We start from the raw sequence: 16,707 nt of genomic DNA on the forward strand, positions 1-16,707 counted from the left end.
CGGCTCATGGAAAAAAATTCCAGGCGATTAGATAGCAGGAAGCCCAAATCGGGCCTTCGAAGTAAGGCAACGACGAAATTTTCTCCAGGAGTCGTTTAAGTATAGACCAACTTGTGACGACACTATCTAATTGTATTTCTTTTTGATGTCTCGGAGGGCCCCTTCAATTTTTTTCTTTCGTTTGGGGTGGATCCGGTCGATATTGAGAACACCATTGAGGTGGTCATTTTCGTGCATGACGGCGCGAGCACGCCAGTCGGTTGCGATTTCTTTGTGCATTTTCCCCTCGAGGTCCATGTACTCGACTTCGATGGTACGAGGGCGAGTCACTTTTTCATAGATGCCAGGAATAGACATGCACCCTTCGCCATGGGTGATCATTTCTGTTGAAGGACTAGAGAGGATTGGATTGATAAACACGCAGGGAGGGCAGATGATGGGCCACCCTTCGCTATCTTGGCCATTGGCATAGCAGATGACAAAGATGCGGTAGAGCTCTCCAACTTGTGGCGCTGAAAGACCTGCTCCATCCATAGCTAGAACAGTTTCCATGAGATCTTGCCCAAGTCGACGGATCTCGTCTGTGATCTCGTGTACCTGCTCACACTTTTTCCGTAGGACTGGGTTGCCGAAGTAGGTTAGGTCCCTTAACATTTATTGCTTTGCTTCCTCAATTTCAACTTGGGGAATAGGGGCTTTATGAGCACGTGAAATAGAAGAGGACCAAAAAGAAAGCATCAAACAAACGATCATAAAGATCCCTGCTAGATAGGCTGTAAACTTTTTAAGAACCGCAGCAGTAGATGTTCCAAAAAGGGAATCCCCTGCATCGCCTCCGAAAGACGCTCCAAGTCCCATGCTCTTGCTTTCTTGAATCAATATCACAAAAGATAGCAAGGCGCAAATCCCGAGAAAGAGAAATAAGAAAATATAAAAAAGGGTTGTCATTTTACGGTTTCCTCAACGTTGTGAATGATTTGAGCAAAGGAATCAACTTTGAGCGAGGCTCCTCCGATTAAGGCACCATCGATATCGGGCTTTTGAATGAGCTCTCCAATATTCTCTGGTTTGACTGAACCCCCATAAAGGATCGGCACAACTGCTGCCGCTTCTGGCCCACACTTTTCAGCAACAAAGCTGCGGCAAAGGTGGTGGGTTTCTTGAGCAATTTCTGGAGTTGCTGTTTTTCCGGTCCCAATTGCCCAGACAGGTTCATAAGCCAAAATCATTTTCTGGACCTCTTCGGAAGAAAAGTCTTTTAAGGCTTCTCCCAGTTGGGTCTCTAAGACCTCTTTCGTCCTGTTTTGATCCCGCTCTTCTTGAGTTTCACCAATGCAGAGAATGGGTTCGATGTTTTCTTCTAGGGCCCATTTGAGCTTGCAATGGATCATTTCATTATCTTCTTTAAAAATGTGGCGTCGTTCTGAGTGGCCAAGAATCACAAAAGAAACTCCAGCTTCTTTGAGCATCATGGAAGAAACTTCTCCCGTATAAGCCCCTTTATGGTACTGGCTCATGTTTTGCGCTCCAATGGCTATAGCGCTATCTTTAGCAGCATCAGTCGCTGCTTGGATCGATGTGAACGGTGGCGCGAGATAAACACTTGATGTGACACCTTTAACCTGTGGCAGGAGCTGGTCAACAAATGCCCGTGTTTCAGCCGCGGCCATGTGCATTTTCCAGTTCCCAGCAATAATAATTCGTCGTTTCATGAACTTTCATTCCTTTCTCCAAAAGGATACTTGATAGGAAGATAAATGTCACCTTGATCTTAAGAGGATGAATCACGTAAACTTTCTTTTATGATTACGACGAGTGCCGAAGCTTTAAGCGTCACTGAATTGACGCAAGCGATTAAACACCAACTTGAATCAAATTTTACTGCTTTGACTGTCAAAGGCGAAGTGACCAATTTGCGCTTACAGGCGTCTGGGCATTATTATTTTAGTTTGAAAGATGAAAATGCTCAAATTTCTGCTGTCCTTTTTAAGGGAAATGCCCGTTTTGCCAAACACCTTCCCAAGATGGGTGATCAGGTTCTTATCAAAGGGGAAATCAATGTTTATGCGCCCCGTGGCAGCTACCAAATCATTGTTCGTGAAATCGAACATGCCGGGCTAGGAGAGCTCCTTTTAAAATTTCATGAGCTCAAGGCAAAGCTAGCAAAAATGGGCTGGTTTGACTCAGGCAAGAAGCAACCTCTTCCCTCCTACCCAAAAACCATTGGGGTCGTGACAAGCCCAACGGGTGCGGTGATCCAGGATATCTTGAATGTCCTGAAGCGGCGCTTTCCCAACTTTCACTTGATTTTGAATCCCGTAAAAGTTCAAGGCGTTGGCGCGGCCGAAGAAATCGCCCAAGCCATTGACGACTTTAACCGTTTTGGGCTCGCTGACATTTTGATCATTGGGCGTGGAGGCGGGAGTCTTGAGGACCTGTGGGCCTTCAATGAGGAATGCGTGGCTGCAGCGATTTTTCGCTCGAAAATCCCCATCGTCTCTGCTGTGGGGCATGAGACGGATGTGACTATCGCCGACTGTGTGGCAGATGTTCGTGCTCCGACTCCTTCTGCCGCGGCGGAACTTTCTGTAAAAGAGCTTCATCTACAGCTCAATTTTCTCCATGAGGCAAGACGACGCTCCGCTTCGCTGCTTGCGCACGCAGTCAAGCAGGGAAGACTAAAACTAGCGGGGATTCAACGTCACCCCCTTTTTAAAACTCCTTATACTTTACTTGCTGATCACTACCAACGGATCGATGGCGTCTATGAAGACTTGAATCAAAAGGTGAATACTTATCTTAAAGAAAAATCTCTGCAAGTGGAAGCGCTGAAAAAGCACTTGCAAGGCCTTAGCCCCAATGCAAGGCTCAAGCTCTTAAAAGAAAAAATGTACGCCTATCAGCGCGCTTTGGAAAGACAAGTTTCTCATCAAATTCAGCGAAAAAAGGAGCAACTCAAGCCCAAAAAGCTGACCTCCTATCTTGAAGCTCAAATACTCAAGAAATTGAAAGAGCAAAAGGAAAAACTCAGCCAGATTAGTTCACACTTAAAATCAATCAATCCTAAAAACTTATTAAAGAAGGGATATTGCATCCCCTTTGCGGAAAAAGATCATTCCGTTATTATGTCAACTCACACACTTCAAGCTGGCGAGAAGATCCTTCTCCAGATGCACGATGGAAGTGTAAAATCAACAATCGACGAGGTACACCCCAAGCATGACTGAAAAGACTGCAGGTAGCTTCTCTTTCGAAGAGGCCTATGCAAGGCTCGAAACCATTTTAGAAGAACTCAATTCTGGGGAGCTCTCTCTTGAAAAGTCTTTGAAGCTCTATGAAGAAGCGGACAAATTGATTGCTCACTGTAATGAGAAGCTCAGCAATGCCGAACAAAAGATCGAAACTCTGATTAAAAACCGCGAAGGCCAAGTTGTCATGAATGATACGGCCCAGCCAAAGATGGAAGCTTTTTCACATCAAACATCATATGATCCCACTACTTGAACAAATCTCACACCCACACGATCTCAAAAAACTCTCCATCCCAGAGTTGAAAGACCTAGCTCATCAAATCCGTTTACGGATTATGGATGTTCTTTCAGTGACAGGAGGTCATCTCTCTTCTAACCTCGGGATAGTTGAACTGACAATCGCATTGCACAAGGTTTTCAATTCTCCTGCTGATAAATTGATTTTCGATGTCGGACACCAATCTTACCCGCACAAAATTCTCACTGGCCGCAATCCCCGCTTTCCTACAATTCGACAAACAGAGGGTGTTTGTGGATTTACCCACCCTGAAGAGTCAGTGCACGACCATTTTTACGCTGGTCATGCAGGGAATGCTCTATCCCTTTCGTTAGGCCTTGCAAAAAACCGCGAATTGCGTGGAGAAGACTATCATATTCTTCCCATTTTAGGAGATGCGGCTCTCACCTGTGGCTTGACTTTAGAAGCCATGAACAACATTCCGAAAAAACTTAAGAAACTCATCGTCATTTTGAATGACAATGCCATGGCAATTGCAAAAAACGTCGGAGCCGTCACCAATATCTTAAGCCGCTTTTTCAACAGCCCGACTGCAAACCATATCTACGACGAGCTCACAGAAATCATTTCAAAAATCCCGGGATATGGTGAGACACTTGCTGAGCAAGGAAACCGAATGAAAGAATCGATGAAAAACCTCATCAGCACGGCTCCTTTTTTCGAGCAGTTTGGACTCAATTATGTTGGCCCCATTGATGGACACGATATCAAGAAGCTCATCGACACTTTAGAAGCACTCAAAGATCAAGATCGCCCCACACTTGTGCATGTTCTGACTGTTAAAGGGCAAGGAATGAAAAACGCGATTCAACACCCGACTCCCTATCACGGCGCAAAACCTTTCGATCGTAAAACAGGAGAGTTTCGTCTCCCTAAAGATCCCAAGCCTACTTTTCCCAAAGTTTTTGGCAAACATGTCCTGAAGTTAGCAGAAGAAGATCCTAGCGTTGTTGCAGTGACTCCCGCAATGCCCGTCGGATCGTGTTTAGACGCATTTATGAAACGGTATCCCGATCGCTGTATCGATGTCGGCATCGCTGAAGGTCATTCGATTTCGTATGCAGGAGGAATGAGTCATGGCGGAAAGCTCAAAGTGATTGCTTGTGTTTACTCCACCTTCTTACAACGCGCTTTTGATAACATCTATCATGATGTGTGTGTACAAAAAGCTCCTGTAGTGTTCGCCATTGATCGTGCAGGTCTTGCTGTTGGCGATGGCGTCACGGCTCAAGGGCTCTATGACATTGCTTTCTTGAATGCCATGCCCAATATGGTTATCACTCAGCCACGTGATGGAAGGATGCTAAAGGCTCTTTTGGAAAGCGCCTTTGAATGGAACCGCCCTACTGCAATCCGCTACCCTAACCTCAAAACAGTTGATGAAGAGCTGCCCATCGAAAAAGTGCCTTTTGGGAAAGGAGAGGTGCTGAAACAGGGAAAAGACCTCACAATCATCGCTCTAGGCCACATGATAGATATTGCACTCAAAGCTCGGGAACTCTTACTAATTGAAGGGATCGATGCAACTGTCATCGATCCCATTTTTGTGAAGCCGCTTGATAAAGATTTGCTGCGTAATCAATTTGCTCAGTCCCGCGGCGTTGTCACAATTGAAGAACATTCCCTTCAAGGGGGACTAGGTTCAATTATCAATTCTTTTATCGTGCAAGAAGGTTTTACGGATCTTCCTGTTTGGAACGTTGGTGTTCCCGATGAATTTGTTCAACATGGAAGCCATGAAGATCTTCTTAAAACAGTTGGAATCACTCCTGAAGCGATAGCCAAACAAGTTTTAAGCGCGTTTTCCCAACAAACTGCCAAGGTCGAATGAAAACGATTGCTCTTTTTCCAAAAGTTAAGCAACCAGATGCCAAAAAACTTGCTGAGCAGGTCATCACCTTTTTAAATGAAAAAAAGATTCATGTTGTTGTCGAAGATGACAAAGCTGAAGCTCTCAATCAACCCCCTCTTTCTTCAGCGAGCCCAGGTGAAATTGAATACCTCATCACCATGGGTGGAGATGGTTCCATTTTGCGTGTCGCTCATATGTACCATCACCTGGATGCAGCCATACTTGGCATCAATCTCGGCCATTTAGGATTTATGGCTGACGTCCAAATCACCGATATCATTCCTTGCTTAGAAGATCTCGTGAATCACAAGTTTTCAGTCCAAAAGCGGATCATGATTGAAGGGTCTTCTCCTTCTGGCGAGACTTTTTTTGCCATGAACGACTGTGTCTTGCACCGCGCGCGCAATCCTAGCCTTGTTGAGATGGCAATCTACGTCGATGATCTCTATCTCAACACGTTCGAAGCCGATGGGGTTATTCTGGCCACTCCCAATGGATCGACAGCCTATTCTTTAGCTGCAGGCGGACCCATTTTAAGTCCCGATATTGAAGCGTTTGTTCTAACTCCTATCTGTCCGCATACGATTTCAAATCGACCAATTGTTCTCACTCCCAATCAAGAAATTCAAATCGAATACATGAGTGAAAATGAACCCATTGAAGTGGTTTCAGATGGACTCAGTCGCTTTGAATTGCAAACAGGAGAAACAATTAAACTCCGACGCAGTCCCAAAACTTTCAAACTCGTCAATCTCAATCGGATTGACTTCTATTCAACTCTACGGACCAAACTTGGCTGGTCTGGAAAGTTAAGATAAAACGACAAGTTTCAATTGTTGATTAAAAGTTTTTTGTTTTGTTAAGAGGGAGTGAGGTCGTGTCGTCACGAGAGGAACAATAAAGAAGCGGCTTAGGGAAGAAAAGTTCAAAGCGACTGACGCAGGAAGCCCAAATCGGGCTTTCGAAGGAAGGCAACGATGAAATTTTCTACAAGAGTCGTTTAAGGATTGTCCAACTTGTAACGACACTATCGATAACTAAAAAATTTTGACGAATCTTTTTATGCTTAAGCCTTTTACATGTGCAGCTCTAGCACTGGGGGTCCCTTCTCTTTCATTTGGAAACATTGATGACCGCATTCAAGACCTTGAAATGGAAATGAAAGAAATCTCTGTTAGAACACCACATGAGACCCTGGGAATTCAGTTTGGCTCCGCAAGGCCAGATGTGAGAGGAGATAGCCGTTATTTCCTCACTTTCGATATCCTTTATTGGCATACAAAAGTCGGTGGAACTGAGTTTGCTTACACCACCCAAAGTCCTCAACGTTTCCCTTCTAAAGGCTCTCTAAAACACAACCATTTTAGTTGGGATTTAGGGTTAAAGGTAGGATTAGGTTACCACCTCACACACGATGGATGGGATCTTTATGGTTGTTATACTTGGTATGAGAATGATGACACAGATCAAGTTGCGCAACGTTTTCCGAGCTTTGTGGTCCCAGAAAGAGTCTATGCTCCGTTCCCTGCTGAAAAAGCCAAGTCCAACTACGACACGGACTATCAATCTGCCGATTTTGAACTAGCCCGTAGTTATTTTATCAGCCGATACTTTTCTTTTCGCCCTCACATTGGTGTTAAAAGTTCCTGGATCAACCTCAGGCAAGCGGTGACTTACTCCCTTCCAATGAATTCTAACTTTCCTGAGCTCCACTTTAAGTCGAAAGACAGCAACCGTTTTTGGGGATTCGGTCCGAGGCTAGGAGTCAACTCAAAATGGCATCTTGGCTATGGCTTTAGCATTTTTGGGGAAGTTTCTGCTGCCCTTTTTTATGGATATTTTAATACAGGTCACAAAGAGTCCGTTCCACCGAATCTCGTTGCAGGAAATCGAGGAACCATTATCAATCTAGAAAGTAAGTTTCACCACTATGTTCCTTTCATCAGCTATCATTTGGGTCTTTGTTGGCAAAGGTATGTCAACCGACAAAGGCAACACATTGCATTTAGTCTTGGTTATGAAACCCAATATTATTGGCGTGTTAACCAGATGAACCACAATGGTCTCACCACTTTTACGCAAGGCCAGTTGATCCGTTTAGCATTTGACCATGACTCAGAAGATTTAAGCTTTTATGGTATGACAGGACGTTTCCGTCTAGATTTTTAATCCTTCACTTATTTATAGAAATATTTTAATAGAAGAATTGATATTGAGGCATTTTTATAAATGAAAAAATTCGCTCTTTCAGTTGCACTTCTAATGACTGCACTTTCCTATGCAGACATTGACGATCGTATCGACGACCTCGAATGGGAAATGAAACAAGTCTCAGTTTACACACCTCAAGATAGTATCGGTGCTTCTTTTGCAAAAGGACAGCCTGATATTTTAGTTCATGGTGAAAAGCTCTTTCTTTTATTTGATGTCCTATACTGGCATGCAAAGGTTGGCGGAACTGAATTCGCATATAGTTTTCAGCCTAGTCTCATTCAAACAGGAAGCATTATTCTCCCCCAAGCAAACGGGCATACAAAATACAACGACTTCAATTGGGAGTGGGGACTTAAAGCAGGTCTGGGGATCAATCTTCCCCACGATGGATGGGATGTCTTCGCTCAGTACACCTGGTTTGAATCCAATACAACGGATGCTTCTACAAAAGCTCCGCCCAGTGCACTCATGCCTCTGCGCCTCTTCTCAACATTGCTGGCGATCAAAGCAAAGTCTTTCTTCGATCTCGATTATCAAAATGTGGATGTCAATTTAGGAAAAAGCTATTTCCTCAGCAAAATGGTCATGTTTCGTCCTTTCGTCAGTGCGAAATCAGCTTGGATTGATATAGATCAAAATGTGACCTATACTGCTTCCAGTCTCAATGATTTTCTCTTTCCTGGACCCGCCCGCACTGCCGGACATGATTTCAAATCGAAAAATGGCTGCAACTTTTGGGGAATTGGTCCTCGGCTTGGTGTCGATTCCAAATGGTTTCTAGGCAATGGATTTAGTTTCTTTGGAGACATCGCGGGAGCCCTCCTTTACGGCTATTTTAAAACCGATCTTAGAGAAAAAATTCCTCCGAATAACGTCCAATTTGCAGAGGGAGGAATCATCAAAAATCGTCATAAGTTTCACCTCTTCGTTCCTTTTGTCCAGATGTATGGTGGTCTTGCTTGGCAAGGGTATGTCAATCATGACAAGCAGCACATCACACTGAAGTTTGGATACGAAGTGCAGTATTACTGGCGCGTCAATCAAATGGCCTACACACAGGATGTTTCTAACCCAGTAGGTTCATTTAGTAATCGCGCTTCATTTGATAACCTTTCAGAAGACGTGATGTTTTACGGTATCACGGGAGAATTTAAACTGGATTTTTAGGTATGTATAAGCTGACAAAAAAAGTTGCCACACTTTTAAGCCTTTCTCTGCTTTCAACTCTCGGCGCCTTCGAAAGTATGGAAGACCGGATTGAAACCCTTGAAAAGGAAATGAAGGAGATCTCGACACGGAATCCTCAAGAAACCTTAGGGGCAAATTTTACTTCAGCTCGCCCTGAAGTTCTCGGAGAAGGTGTATTCATCACTTTCGACATCCTGTACTGGCATCCTAAGGTAGGAGGAACAGAATACGCCTACTCGTCAAATGTTCAATCTCAAATCGTTCCAGTTCCAGGAGCACCTCCTATTATTCTTCCAACTCGAAGAGGAGATGTGAAAGACAATGACTTCGATTGGGAATGGGGCCTTAAAGCTGGGATCGGCTACAGCCTAGCTCATGATGGGTGGGACATTTACGCTCAGTACACCTACTACAATCCCGATTCAACAAGCTCATCGTCAAAAGCACCTCCAAGCGGACTCATCCCCTTGCGACAGTTAGCACAAATCATTGCCCAGAAAGTCAAATCGAGCTTTGAAATTGACTACGACAATGTCGAGCTTGAAATGGGCCGTAATTACTTTGTCAGTTCTTCCCTTTCATTTCGCCCTTTCCTAAGTTTGAAGTCGACATGGATCGATTTAAATCAACGTATCACTTATGTTGCCTCCCCTCTAAATGACAGCGCATTCCCAGGAGAATTTTCGACGTCTGCATTTGATTTTAAATCCAAAAGCGAAAGCAAATTATGGGGAATAGGACCTCGCATTGGGGCAAATACACGCTTTCATCTCGGTTCGGGATTCAGCATCTTTGGCGACTTCTCAACCTCCATTCTCTATGGATACTTTAGAACATTGCACAAAGAGTTTTTCCCTGAGCATATTCTTCTTCAGCTCGATGATGGAAGACTCTTTAAAGTACGCACAAAAAAACACCAGTTTGTTCCTTATGCCCAGATGTTCGTTGGCTTGGAATGGGGTGACTATGTCAACCACCACCATCAACATGTCCGTCTAAAGCTCGGCTATGAAGTGCAATACTACTGGCGCGCCAACCAAATGCAAGACGTTGAGACATCAGTTGGAAACTTGCAAGCTCTTGGAAACACTCCAAGGATTCGGGTGGACTACGAGCCCTTTTCAGAAGACGTCATGTTTTACGGAATCACCGGAGAGTTCCGCCTCGATTTCTAGAAAAGAATCATTTCCTTCACTTACAAGGCTCACCCATGCAGGGGGAGCCTTTTTTCATCTGTTGATTTATAAAAAAAGTTTAAATAATCTTACGAATCAGTTTTTTGAAATTCACATTCATGAAAAATCAGATGCATCAACTTTACCAAAATACCAACAAAGACGCCGTCACATCGATGACATACAACCTCAGAATCCAAGAAGCCAATGACACTGGAGCTCAAAGTTGGCAGGCAAGAGAATCTGCAATTCTCGATATGATTTCAGGTAAAGTTTCTAATGAGGGGAAAAATTTTGACTTCGCAGCACTTCAAGAGTGTGGAACACATAATGGAACACATACGTGGGCCGAATCTATTTACGATGCAATGACAAACAAGAGTCACCCTCATTACGCGGATTTTGAAAAGTTAGGCATGCTCCCCGCCCCCAGCCAAGGAGTGCCCAACAGTGATAATCTGATCATTTATGACAAAACAAAGTGGACCGTCGAAAAAACAGAGTCGTTTGGGCTGAACTCTCATAATGGAACGTGGTACCCCAATACAGTTTTAGGGGCAGACTTTATTCAAAGCGAAAGCGATCCCTATGTCCAATCCAACCACGTCTATGTGTTTGCCGGACACCTCCCCACACAATCGGGCTTAGAAAAATACGATGGAATCATGAGTCTTCAACAGCTTATGAATGATGTCTCTTATTTTGTAGGTGCTGACGGATCACAAAACTGGGCTGCCACAAGACAAATCTTCATTCTCCTCGATTCAAATTGTAAGGGAAAATTAAACGATGGAACGAATAACCCTTTGTTCGATCAAGATCCGGCTGCAATGTGGGCGGGGTTTCATGATATTTACTATGAAAACGTTCTCCATAAAGCAAGCACCCCCCAAGCTGATTTGACAGACCACGCCTGGCCTATTGAGAAAGGTGTGCCTAAAACTCCCCTAGATCGAGAAGATCTACAATTTGTTTCAGGCTTTGACCCAAGTGAAAGCAACACTTCTGCCGTCATTCACTATAAATACACCTATACAGATCCCAATACGGGTCAAACGACAACTCTTCATCCTTCAGATCACCTAGCCGTTGTCAACAAGACCTACTTCAAAGGCCTCGTCCACCCTACCCTACCCAAAAATGAGTTAGCAACTTCCTCCCAAACTCCATAAGCCTCATGAGTTCCTCATGAGGCTTTCGCGGATCTAGATCGGAAGGCATCAGTTCTCAAACTGATCCAATCGATGAAGGCGACCCAGAAATTGTAAGATCTAACGATGTCTTTTCCGTCCTCGAGGAGCTTTATCCACTTGCTGCGGCCTGTGATCTGTAGGAAACTCTTTCACGTCGTTAAGAGGAAGGCTAATATGATAAGCCTCAACAAGGTAGTCTGCAAAGGCACCTGGACGTTTGTGATCTTCTTTTATGGCTTTATTATATGCAGCACCATCAAAGAAAACGATCGGTGCATAGCCGGCTCGCTTAAGCTCAGCATTCATCATGATACGAGCTTGTCTCCCCAAACCAGTGCCGAATGCGTGCGTGTTCACGATTTGCATATGGACCCAACCGGCTAGAGCGAAAGGATCATCGTTTTCTTTTAATTTTTGGCGGTACTCTTCAGCAAAATTCTTCATGCGCTGAGGAATCTCTTTAGCAGGAGGGCCAGGATGATAAACCGAACCCAAGATCTCTCGTTCTATCTCGGTTAAGGCATTCCAATCATCAGACCTGTTGAATTTATCGAGGGCTCCAATAAAGATTCTAAAAGCATCTTGGCCATATCTCTCAATAAGAAAGTTCGGGATCTCCGACTGATCTGGTGCATTATCATCTCGAATCAACTCAGCCTGTTTTCGGTAAACCCCTCCTTTAATAGGAGTGCCATTGGTGTAATTTAGATCTTGGAGAAGAGCCTTGTTGATTTTCTTTAGAACTTTCTCGATATCACTATCTGCGAAATTGGGGGCTAAGACTTCTTTTTCCGCAACTTCTAATGCTTCTCGATAGTTTTTAGGGATAAGGGGATTTACTGAAACCATACACTCAATTAAAGGTGTGCCATCACTATTGAAGATTGAAGCAGGAGTTCCTCTAGAGTTGTATGCCTCTGTAGTAAAGAGCTGGGCTTTTGCTTGACGGTTAGCGTTAATTTCATGAAACACACAGCTCATATCATCCCCACATGTTTTTAACTCGACAAGAGATGGGCTGATTTTGCGGGAAAAAGTATATTTAAGATCAGTTTCAACAGTCCAGAATCCATTGAAAACAAACCCTTTCACATAATCCTCAAATTTTCTCTTGGGCTTTTGGTGTAGGGGCTCGGGTCTAGGTAGGGGTATAGTTGGAGAAGTTTTTTTAGAGGTCATACAATTCACAAGTTTAACAAGTGAAAAGGCTGTAGTTAGACCAACTCCAGAGGCAGCTAAGACTTTTCCTGTTGTTGAATCAAAAAACGAAGGGAACTCTTCAATGTCTTTTGTACTTAAACTGTCTAGGACTAGATAAGTCAAGCGGGTTGTGAAATAAGCTGCTGTAGTAAAGATGAGTTTTCCCATTGTTGAATCAAAAAACGAGCGGTGCTCTTCAATGTTTTTTGTGCGCAGGGGATTGTTATTTTCTTCGACAGGCTCTAAAGATGACTTAGTATATTGTGAATCATCTGGTCCAAATTTACGTTGAACAGACATCGTTTCCTCCAATTTTTTTCCAAAAACTTTAAAGGAAAGCGTCTTTTTTTTCTCTATTTAAATTATAAATTACATTTATTTATTATGAAGAAATTATAATAAAAGCTTTCATTAAATTTCAGCGGAAGCGCCTGAAAAAGGTATGGCCTCATAACTAAGGAGGATTTGTTTTAAATTTAAATCATAAGCAAACCCTAGGATGAGAGTGGTGGTTTTTTAGCCTTTTTCGGCCTAAGATTTTTCTGTCTGACAAAGTGCGGAAATCGAATGGCAACCCCTCAGCGGGTTGTCGAGATCGAACACGCTGACAGGTGGGAAAAGATAGGAAGAAAAAGGCTAAAAAACCACCATTCTTATCTGTTAATAACTTGTGTCGTCGAGCGTGACTTTTCCGCGGAAGATCCGGTAAATCCAAAACCCGTAGGCAAGAACAAGAGGCACACCGATACAGGCAACAGTGAGAATCACTTTATAAGTCGAGGCAGCAGCTCCGGCGTTATAAAGGTTCAAGCTAAAATGCTCAGGGTTGATGCTGGAGCGAACGAGGTTGGGATAGATCCCGATTCCAAAAAGGAAAAAAAGAAAAGCAATGCAGCAGCTTGATGAAATGAAAGCAAAGCCATCATTTCCTTTATAGATACAACGAGGGACATTTGCAATAGCGAGCATGGCAATGAGAGCGACAACAAAAAGCCAAGGAGCTGAGCGCATCATTTTTAGCATATGAGGCATGTACATGAGTGTCGCAAGCGTTGTCATCACGTAGAAGATTAAAAAGACCACAATGGCTGGATTGATCCATTTGCGCACGTGATCGTGGAGTGTTCCTTCTGTTTTCATGAGAAGGAAGACAGCGCCATGCATGGCAAATAAGGCGCAAGCTGTGAACCCAAGTAGAATCGAGTAAGGGGTAAAAAATCCCCCAAACGTTCCTACGAAATCCCCATTCTGATCCAGAGGAATCCCTTGAATTAAGTTTGCCATGATTACACCAATGATGAACGCCATGAGAATCGAAGAAAAGCTAAAGATCACATCCCAAGCAAAACGCCATTTTTTATGTTCGACTTTGGATCGGAATTCAATGGCAACAGCGCGAAAGATGATCGCTGCGAGCAAGATCATGATCAAAGTATAGAATGATTCGCAAATTGTTGCGTAAGCTGCAGGAAAGCCCGCAAACATTCCTCCAAAAATGATGATAAGCCACACTTCATTCCCATCCCAAACAGGACCAATGGCATTGAGAAAAACACGTCTTTCGCGATCATCCCGAGCAAAAAGATGGAGCGCTCCAACTCCCAAATCAAACCCATCTAGGACTGTGTAGAAAATCACACTGACGCAAAGGACGAGATACCAAATATTTTCGTAGATAGCCATCATGTTGAACCTTAGGTAGGAGATTGGTAGGGATCACGATAAATGATATCGTCTGGTTCTTTTGCAGTCTCCTCTACCGGCCCATGCTTAATTTTCCGATTGAGTAGAAAGCAAAAGAGGGAAAAAAGAAGGATGTAAATGCAAACAAACATCGTAATCGATCCAAAAACTTGACCGGCATGAATTGATTTTGACACTCCTTGAGGGGTTCTCAAGAGATGATACACAATCCATGGTTGACGCCCCATCTCTGCAGTAAACCACCCCGCTTGATTGGCGACATAAGGAAATGCAATGGATAGGACGAGAAATCGGTTGATCCATTTGGATTTCTCAAATGTTTTACGCTTCCAAAGAATCAGTCCCAAAACTGCAGCTAGAAACATCCCACCCCAAGCATAAATCATCAGATGGTAGAACTGAAAAACAGCTGGGACATTTGCCCAATCTTCTTCGGGAAATTGATCGAGCCCGGTGACAGGTGTCTCAAAGTTCCGGTAAGTTAGAAAACTGAGCAAACCAGGGACTTGCAAAGCGTGGACTTCTTGAGTTTTGCCATCGACATAGCCAATGATATTCATCGCAGTGTAAGGCTGAGTTTTGTAAACTCCTTCGATTGCAGCTAGCTTTTCTGGCTGATTTTTTGCCACCCCACGAGCCGTAGAGTCGGCCGAGGCAAGCTGTAAAACCACAAGTATGGAAGCGATGATCAGTCCTAGTTTCATCCCCCGATAAGCAAATTCTGTGTGTCTCTTTTTCAGAAAGTAATAGGCGCAAACAGAAATCACCATAAAAGCCCCTGTCATCCAAGCTCCAATGATGACATGCGTCAGGCGGTCAAGAAAAGAAGGGTTGAAAACCATCTCCCAAAAATTTGTCATGACAGCATGCGCTTCGGCTCCTTCCCCTTCTATGACGTAGCCTGCAGGAGTTTGCATCCAGGAGTTCGCGACAATGATCCAAATGGCACTAAAATGAGCTCCGAGAGCAGTACAAATCGTTGAAAAGTAGTGGACTTTCGCACTGACGCGCTCCCATCCAAAAAGCATGAGGCCAATGAATCCTGCCTCTAAGAAAAATGCAAAAATTCCCTCAGCAGCCAAGGCACTTCCAAAAACATCTCCTACATAACGAGAGTAGCGGGCCCAATTGTTTCCAAAACCAAAGACCTGTACAATTCCCGTGGCAACTCCTAAGGCAAATGTTAGAGCAAAAATCTTCACCCAAAATTTTGTCATGTCACGGTAACAAGCTTTCTTTGTTTTCATGTACATCCCCTCCATGATCACAATCATCAAACCAAGGCCAATGCTTAATGGAGGATAGAGGTAATGAAAGGCGACATTTAACCCAAACTGGATCCGGGATAAGAGAACAACATCCATGGTAGTTAAACTCTTTTGTTAAATTGAAAAACCAACGTAGGCCGTAAAAAATTTTTGTCAATGAAGGTAAAAAAAAAAGCCCCGCTTCCGGGGCTATTACCTTTAGAAGTCGAAGCGACCTTTTAAGGTCAGTCCTTGTAAGACAAGGTCTCCGACATGATCGGTTTCTGTGGGAACTTTGATGAATTCGTTTTGCAGAATCCAAATTTGTTGCTCCCATCCCAATTGGAAAAGAATGTGGTAGTTATTCGATCCAAACCAAGTCTCCCAGCGCAATCCTGCACCAACACCAACTGTTGGCTCGAATGTCATCGGATCAACTCCTGTGTGAATGCTTGTGGTCTCAACACCACCTTGAGGTTGGTTACTATCACGACGATCTAGATCAAACTCTCCATAAAGGATCGCTAACGCTAGGTCAGCATAGATTGACCAGTTCTGAGTGAACTGCCATGCGGTGTTAAGTCCGGCGCGAATTCCAGCGCCCCAAAAGTCTTGATCCAGTCTTAAACGGTCAATAGAGTCGTCTGCAGCTACAACTTGGCGCACATCGTAATCTTGGTAGATCCAAGCCGCTTGAACCCCGGCAAATAAGCGCAATTTGAGAAACTGACTGAGATAACAGTTACGTCCAATTTCAAAGTTCAAGTTATGAAAAGTAATATCCCAAGAAGCACGTGAATTCGTGATGCCAGTCAAAGGAGCTCCACCGATAGACCAGTAAGAAATCATGTCCCCAGCATCGGTGCTCTTGCTACCACTGACAGAGCTTTTGATCCAGGTGTAATTGGCAAAAACATCCCATCCATCATGAGGAAGGTTAAATCCTAAACCAACTTTGAAACCAGGTTCCCAGTCAACGTCGATATCATGAACGCGTCCTTTGCTCGGGTTTGCAGCAACACCTGTCACAGCATGGAAAAGCCCATCTTCTCGCACCGTCCACCAGATAAAATCAGCTGTCAGGTAAGGATTCCAACTACGGTTGACTTGGGGCCCTGCTGCAGGCGTGACCGCGACAGTTTGGTCATTTGTGTAATAGAGTGTTTTTTCTTGTTGCTGTTGTTGACCTTGTGCTGCTGTAAGTGCTGCGGTGCAACCTAGAGCTAAAGCAATGAGCCACTTTCTCATGTTGAATGTCTCCTTGGTAAATAAAAATAATAATGCTATATTTTTTCTATTTGATCAATCTAAATGATGGCTGTTGCAATGAAGCCTTCGATTCAATAGAATGATCCAATAAGAGCGCAAAGGACTATTCGACACGC

15 protein-coding genes are annotated in these 16,707 nt (G+C 43.8%); 8 read left to right on the forward strand and 7 right to left on the reverse strand.

All coding sequences use genetic code 11. The features are described from left to right. Nucleotides 1–126: 126 nt before the first annotated feature. The 3 genes from def to tpiA are packed head-to-tail and all read right to left on the reverse strand — an operon-like array spanning nt 127 to nt 1,712. The gene (gene def / locus ACOOFG_RS07710; RefSeq protein WP_420420900.1) at nt 127–654 is read right to left on the reverse strand and encodes a peptide deformylase; all 528 of its coding nucleotides are present in this window, start codon (nt 652–654) and stop codon (nt 127–129) included. Then, nucleotides 655–948, reverse strand: a complete 294-nt coding sequence (secG, locus tag ACOOFG_RS07715; RefSeq protein ID WP_420420901.1) for a preprotein translocase subunit SecG — start codon at nt 946–948, stop codon at nt 655–657. Continuing rightward, on the reverse strand, nt 945–1,712 hold the full coding sequence (gene tpiA, locus ACOOFG_RS07720) for a triose-phosphate isomerase (RefSeq protein WP_420420902.1): 768 nt from the start codon (nt 1,710–1,712) through the stop codon (nt 945–947). The genes secG and tpiA overlap by 4 nt, the downstream gene beginning before the upstream one ends. A 90-nt stretch (nt 1,713–1,802) precedes the next feature. Between tpiA and xseA the strand changes: the two genes are divergently transcribed. From xseA to ACOOFG_RS07760, 8 genes are all read left to right on the forward strand, one after another. Beyond that, a complete protein-coding gene (xseA, locus tag ACOOFG_RS07725) occupies nt 1,803–3,227 on the forward strand; it encodes an exodeoxyribonuclease VII large subunit (RefSeq protein WP_420420903.1) in 1,425 nt (474 codons plus the stop codon). Then, on the forward strand, nt 3,220–3,504 hold the full coding sequence (gene xseB, locus ACOOFG_RS07730) for an exodeoxyribonuclease VII small subunit (RefSeq protein ID WP_420420904.1): 285 nt from the start codon (nt 3,220–3,222) through the stop codon (nt 3,502–3,504). The genes xseA and xseB overlap by 8 nt, the downstream gene beginning before the upstream one ends. Next, entirely contained in the window at nt 3,488–5,380 is a 1,893-nt protein-coding gene (locus ACOOFG_RS07735) for a 1-deoxy-D-xylulose-5-phosphate synthase (protein ID WP_420420905.1), read from the forward strand. The genes xseB and ACOOFG_RS07735 overlap by 17 nt, the downstream gene beginning before the upstream one ends. Next, on the forward strand, nt 5,377–6,219 hold the full coding sequence (locus ACOOFG_RS07740) for an NAD(+)/NADH kinase (protein WP_420420906.1): 843 nt from the start codon (nt 5,377–5,379) through the stop codon (nt 6,217–6,219). The genes ACOOFG_RS07735 and ACOOFG_RS07740 overlap by 4 nt, the downstream gene beginning before the upstream one ends. 244 nt (nt 6,220–6,463) lie before the next feature. After that, a complete protein-coding gene (locus ACOOFG_RS07745) occupies nt 6,464–7,570 on the forward strand; it encodes an Lpg1974 family pore-forming outer membrane protein (RefSeq protein ID WP_420420907.1) in 1,107 nt (368 codons plus the stop codon). A gap of 60 nt (nt 7,571–7,630) precedes the next feature. Continuing rightward, complete coding sequence (locus tag ACOOFG_RS07750; protein WP_420420908.1) at nt 7,631–8,782, forward strand: Lpg1974 family pore-forming outer membrane protein; 1,152 nt, start codon at nt 7,631–7,633, stop codon at nt 8,780–8,782. A 2-nt stretch (nt 8,783–8,784) separates the two neighbouring features. After that, nucleotides 8,785–9,978, forward strand: a complete 1,194-nt coding sequence (locus ACOOFG_RS07755) for an Lpg1974 family pore-forming outer membrane protein (RefSeq protein WP_420420909.1) — start codon at nt 8,785–8,787, stop codon at nt 9,976–9,978. Between the two features lie 131 nt (nt 9,979–10,109). Further along, entirely contained in the window at nt 10,110–11,150 is a 1,041-nt protein-coding gene (locus ACOOFG_RS07760; RefSeq protein WP_420420910.1) for a hypothetical protein, read from the forward strand. A gap of 99 nt (nt 11,151–11,249) precedes the next feature. Here ACOOFG_RS07760 and ACOOFG_RS07765 read toward each other — a convergent pair whose 3' ends face one another. The 4 genes from ACOOFG_RS07765 to ACOOFG_RS07780 all read right to left on the reverse strand — a co-directional run bounded on the left by ACOOFG_RS07765 (nt 11,250) and on the right by ACOOFG_RS07780 (nt 16,570). Further along, nucleotides 11,250–12,671, reverse strand: a complete 1,422-nt coding sequence (locus ACOOFG_RS07765; protein WP_420420911.1) for a Fic family protein — start codon at nt 12,669–12,671, stop codon at nt 11,250–11,252. 360 nt (nt 12,672–13,031) lie between these two features. After that, nucleotides 13,032–14,057, reverse strand: a complete 1,026-nt coding sequence (gene cydB, locus ACOOFG_RS07770; protein WP_420420912.1) for a cytochrome d ubiquinol oxidase subunit II — start codon at nt 14,055–14,057, stop codon at nt 13,032–13,034. Between the two features lie 8 nt (nt 14,058–14,065). After that, complete coding sequence (locus ACOOFG_RS07775; protein WP_420420913.1) at nt 14,066–15,439, reverse strand: cytochrome ubiquinol oxidase subunit I; 1,374 nt, start codon at nt 15,437–15,439, stop codon at nt 14,066–14,068. A 102-nt stretch (nt 15,440–15,541) separates the two neighbouring features. After that, nucleotides 15,542–16,570: an Lpg1974 family pore-forming outer membrane protein gene (locus ACOOFG_RS07780; RefSeq protein ID WP_420420914.1), complete on the reverse strand. Its 1,029-nt coding sequence runs from the start codon at nt 16,568–16,570 to the stop codon at nt 15,542–15,544. Nucleotides 16,571–16,707: the final 137 nt, after the last annotated feature.

Source organism: Simkania sp., assembly GCF_965215465.1.
In the GTDB taxonomy this organism is placed as follows: Bacteria; Chlamydiota; Chlamydiia; order Chlamydiales; family Simkaniaceae; genus Simkania.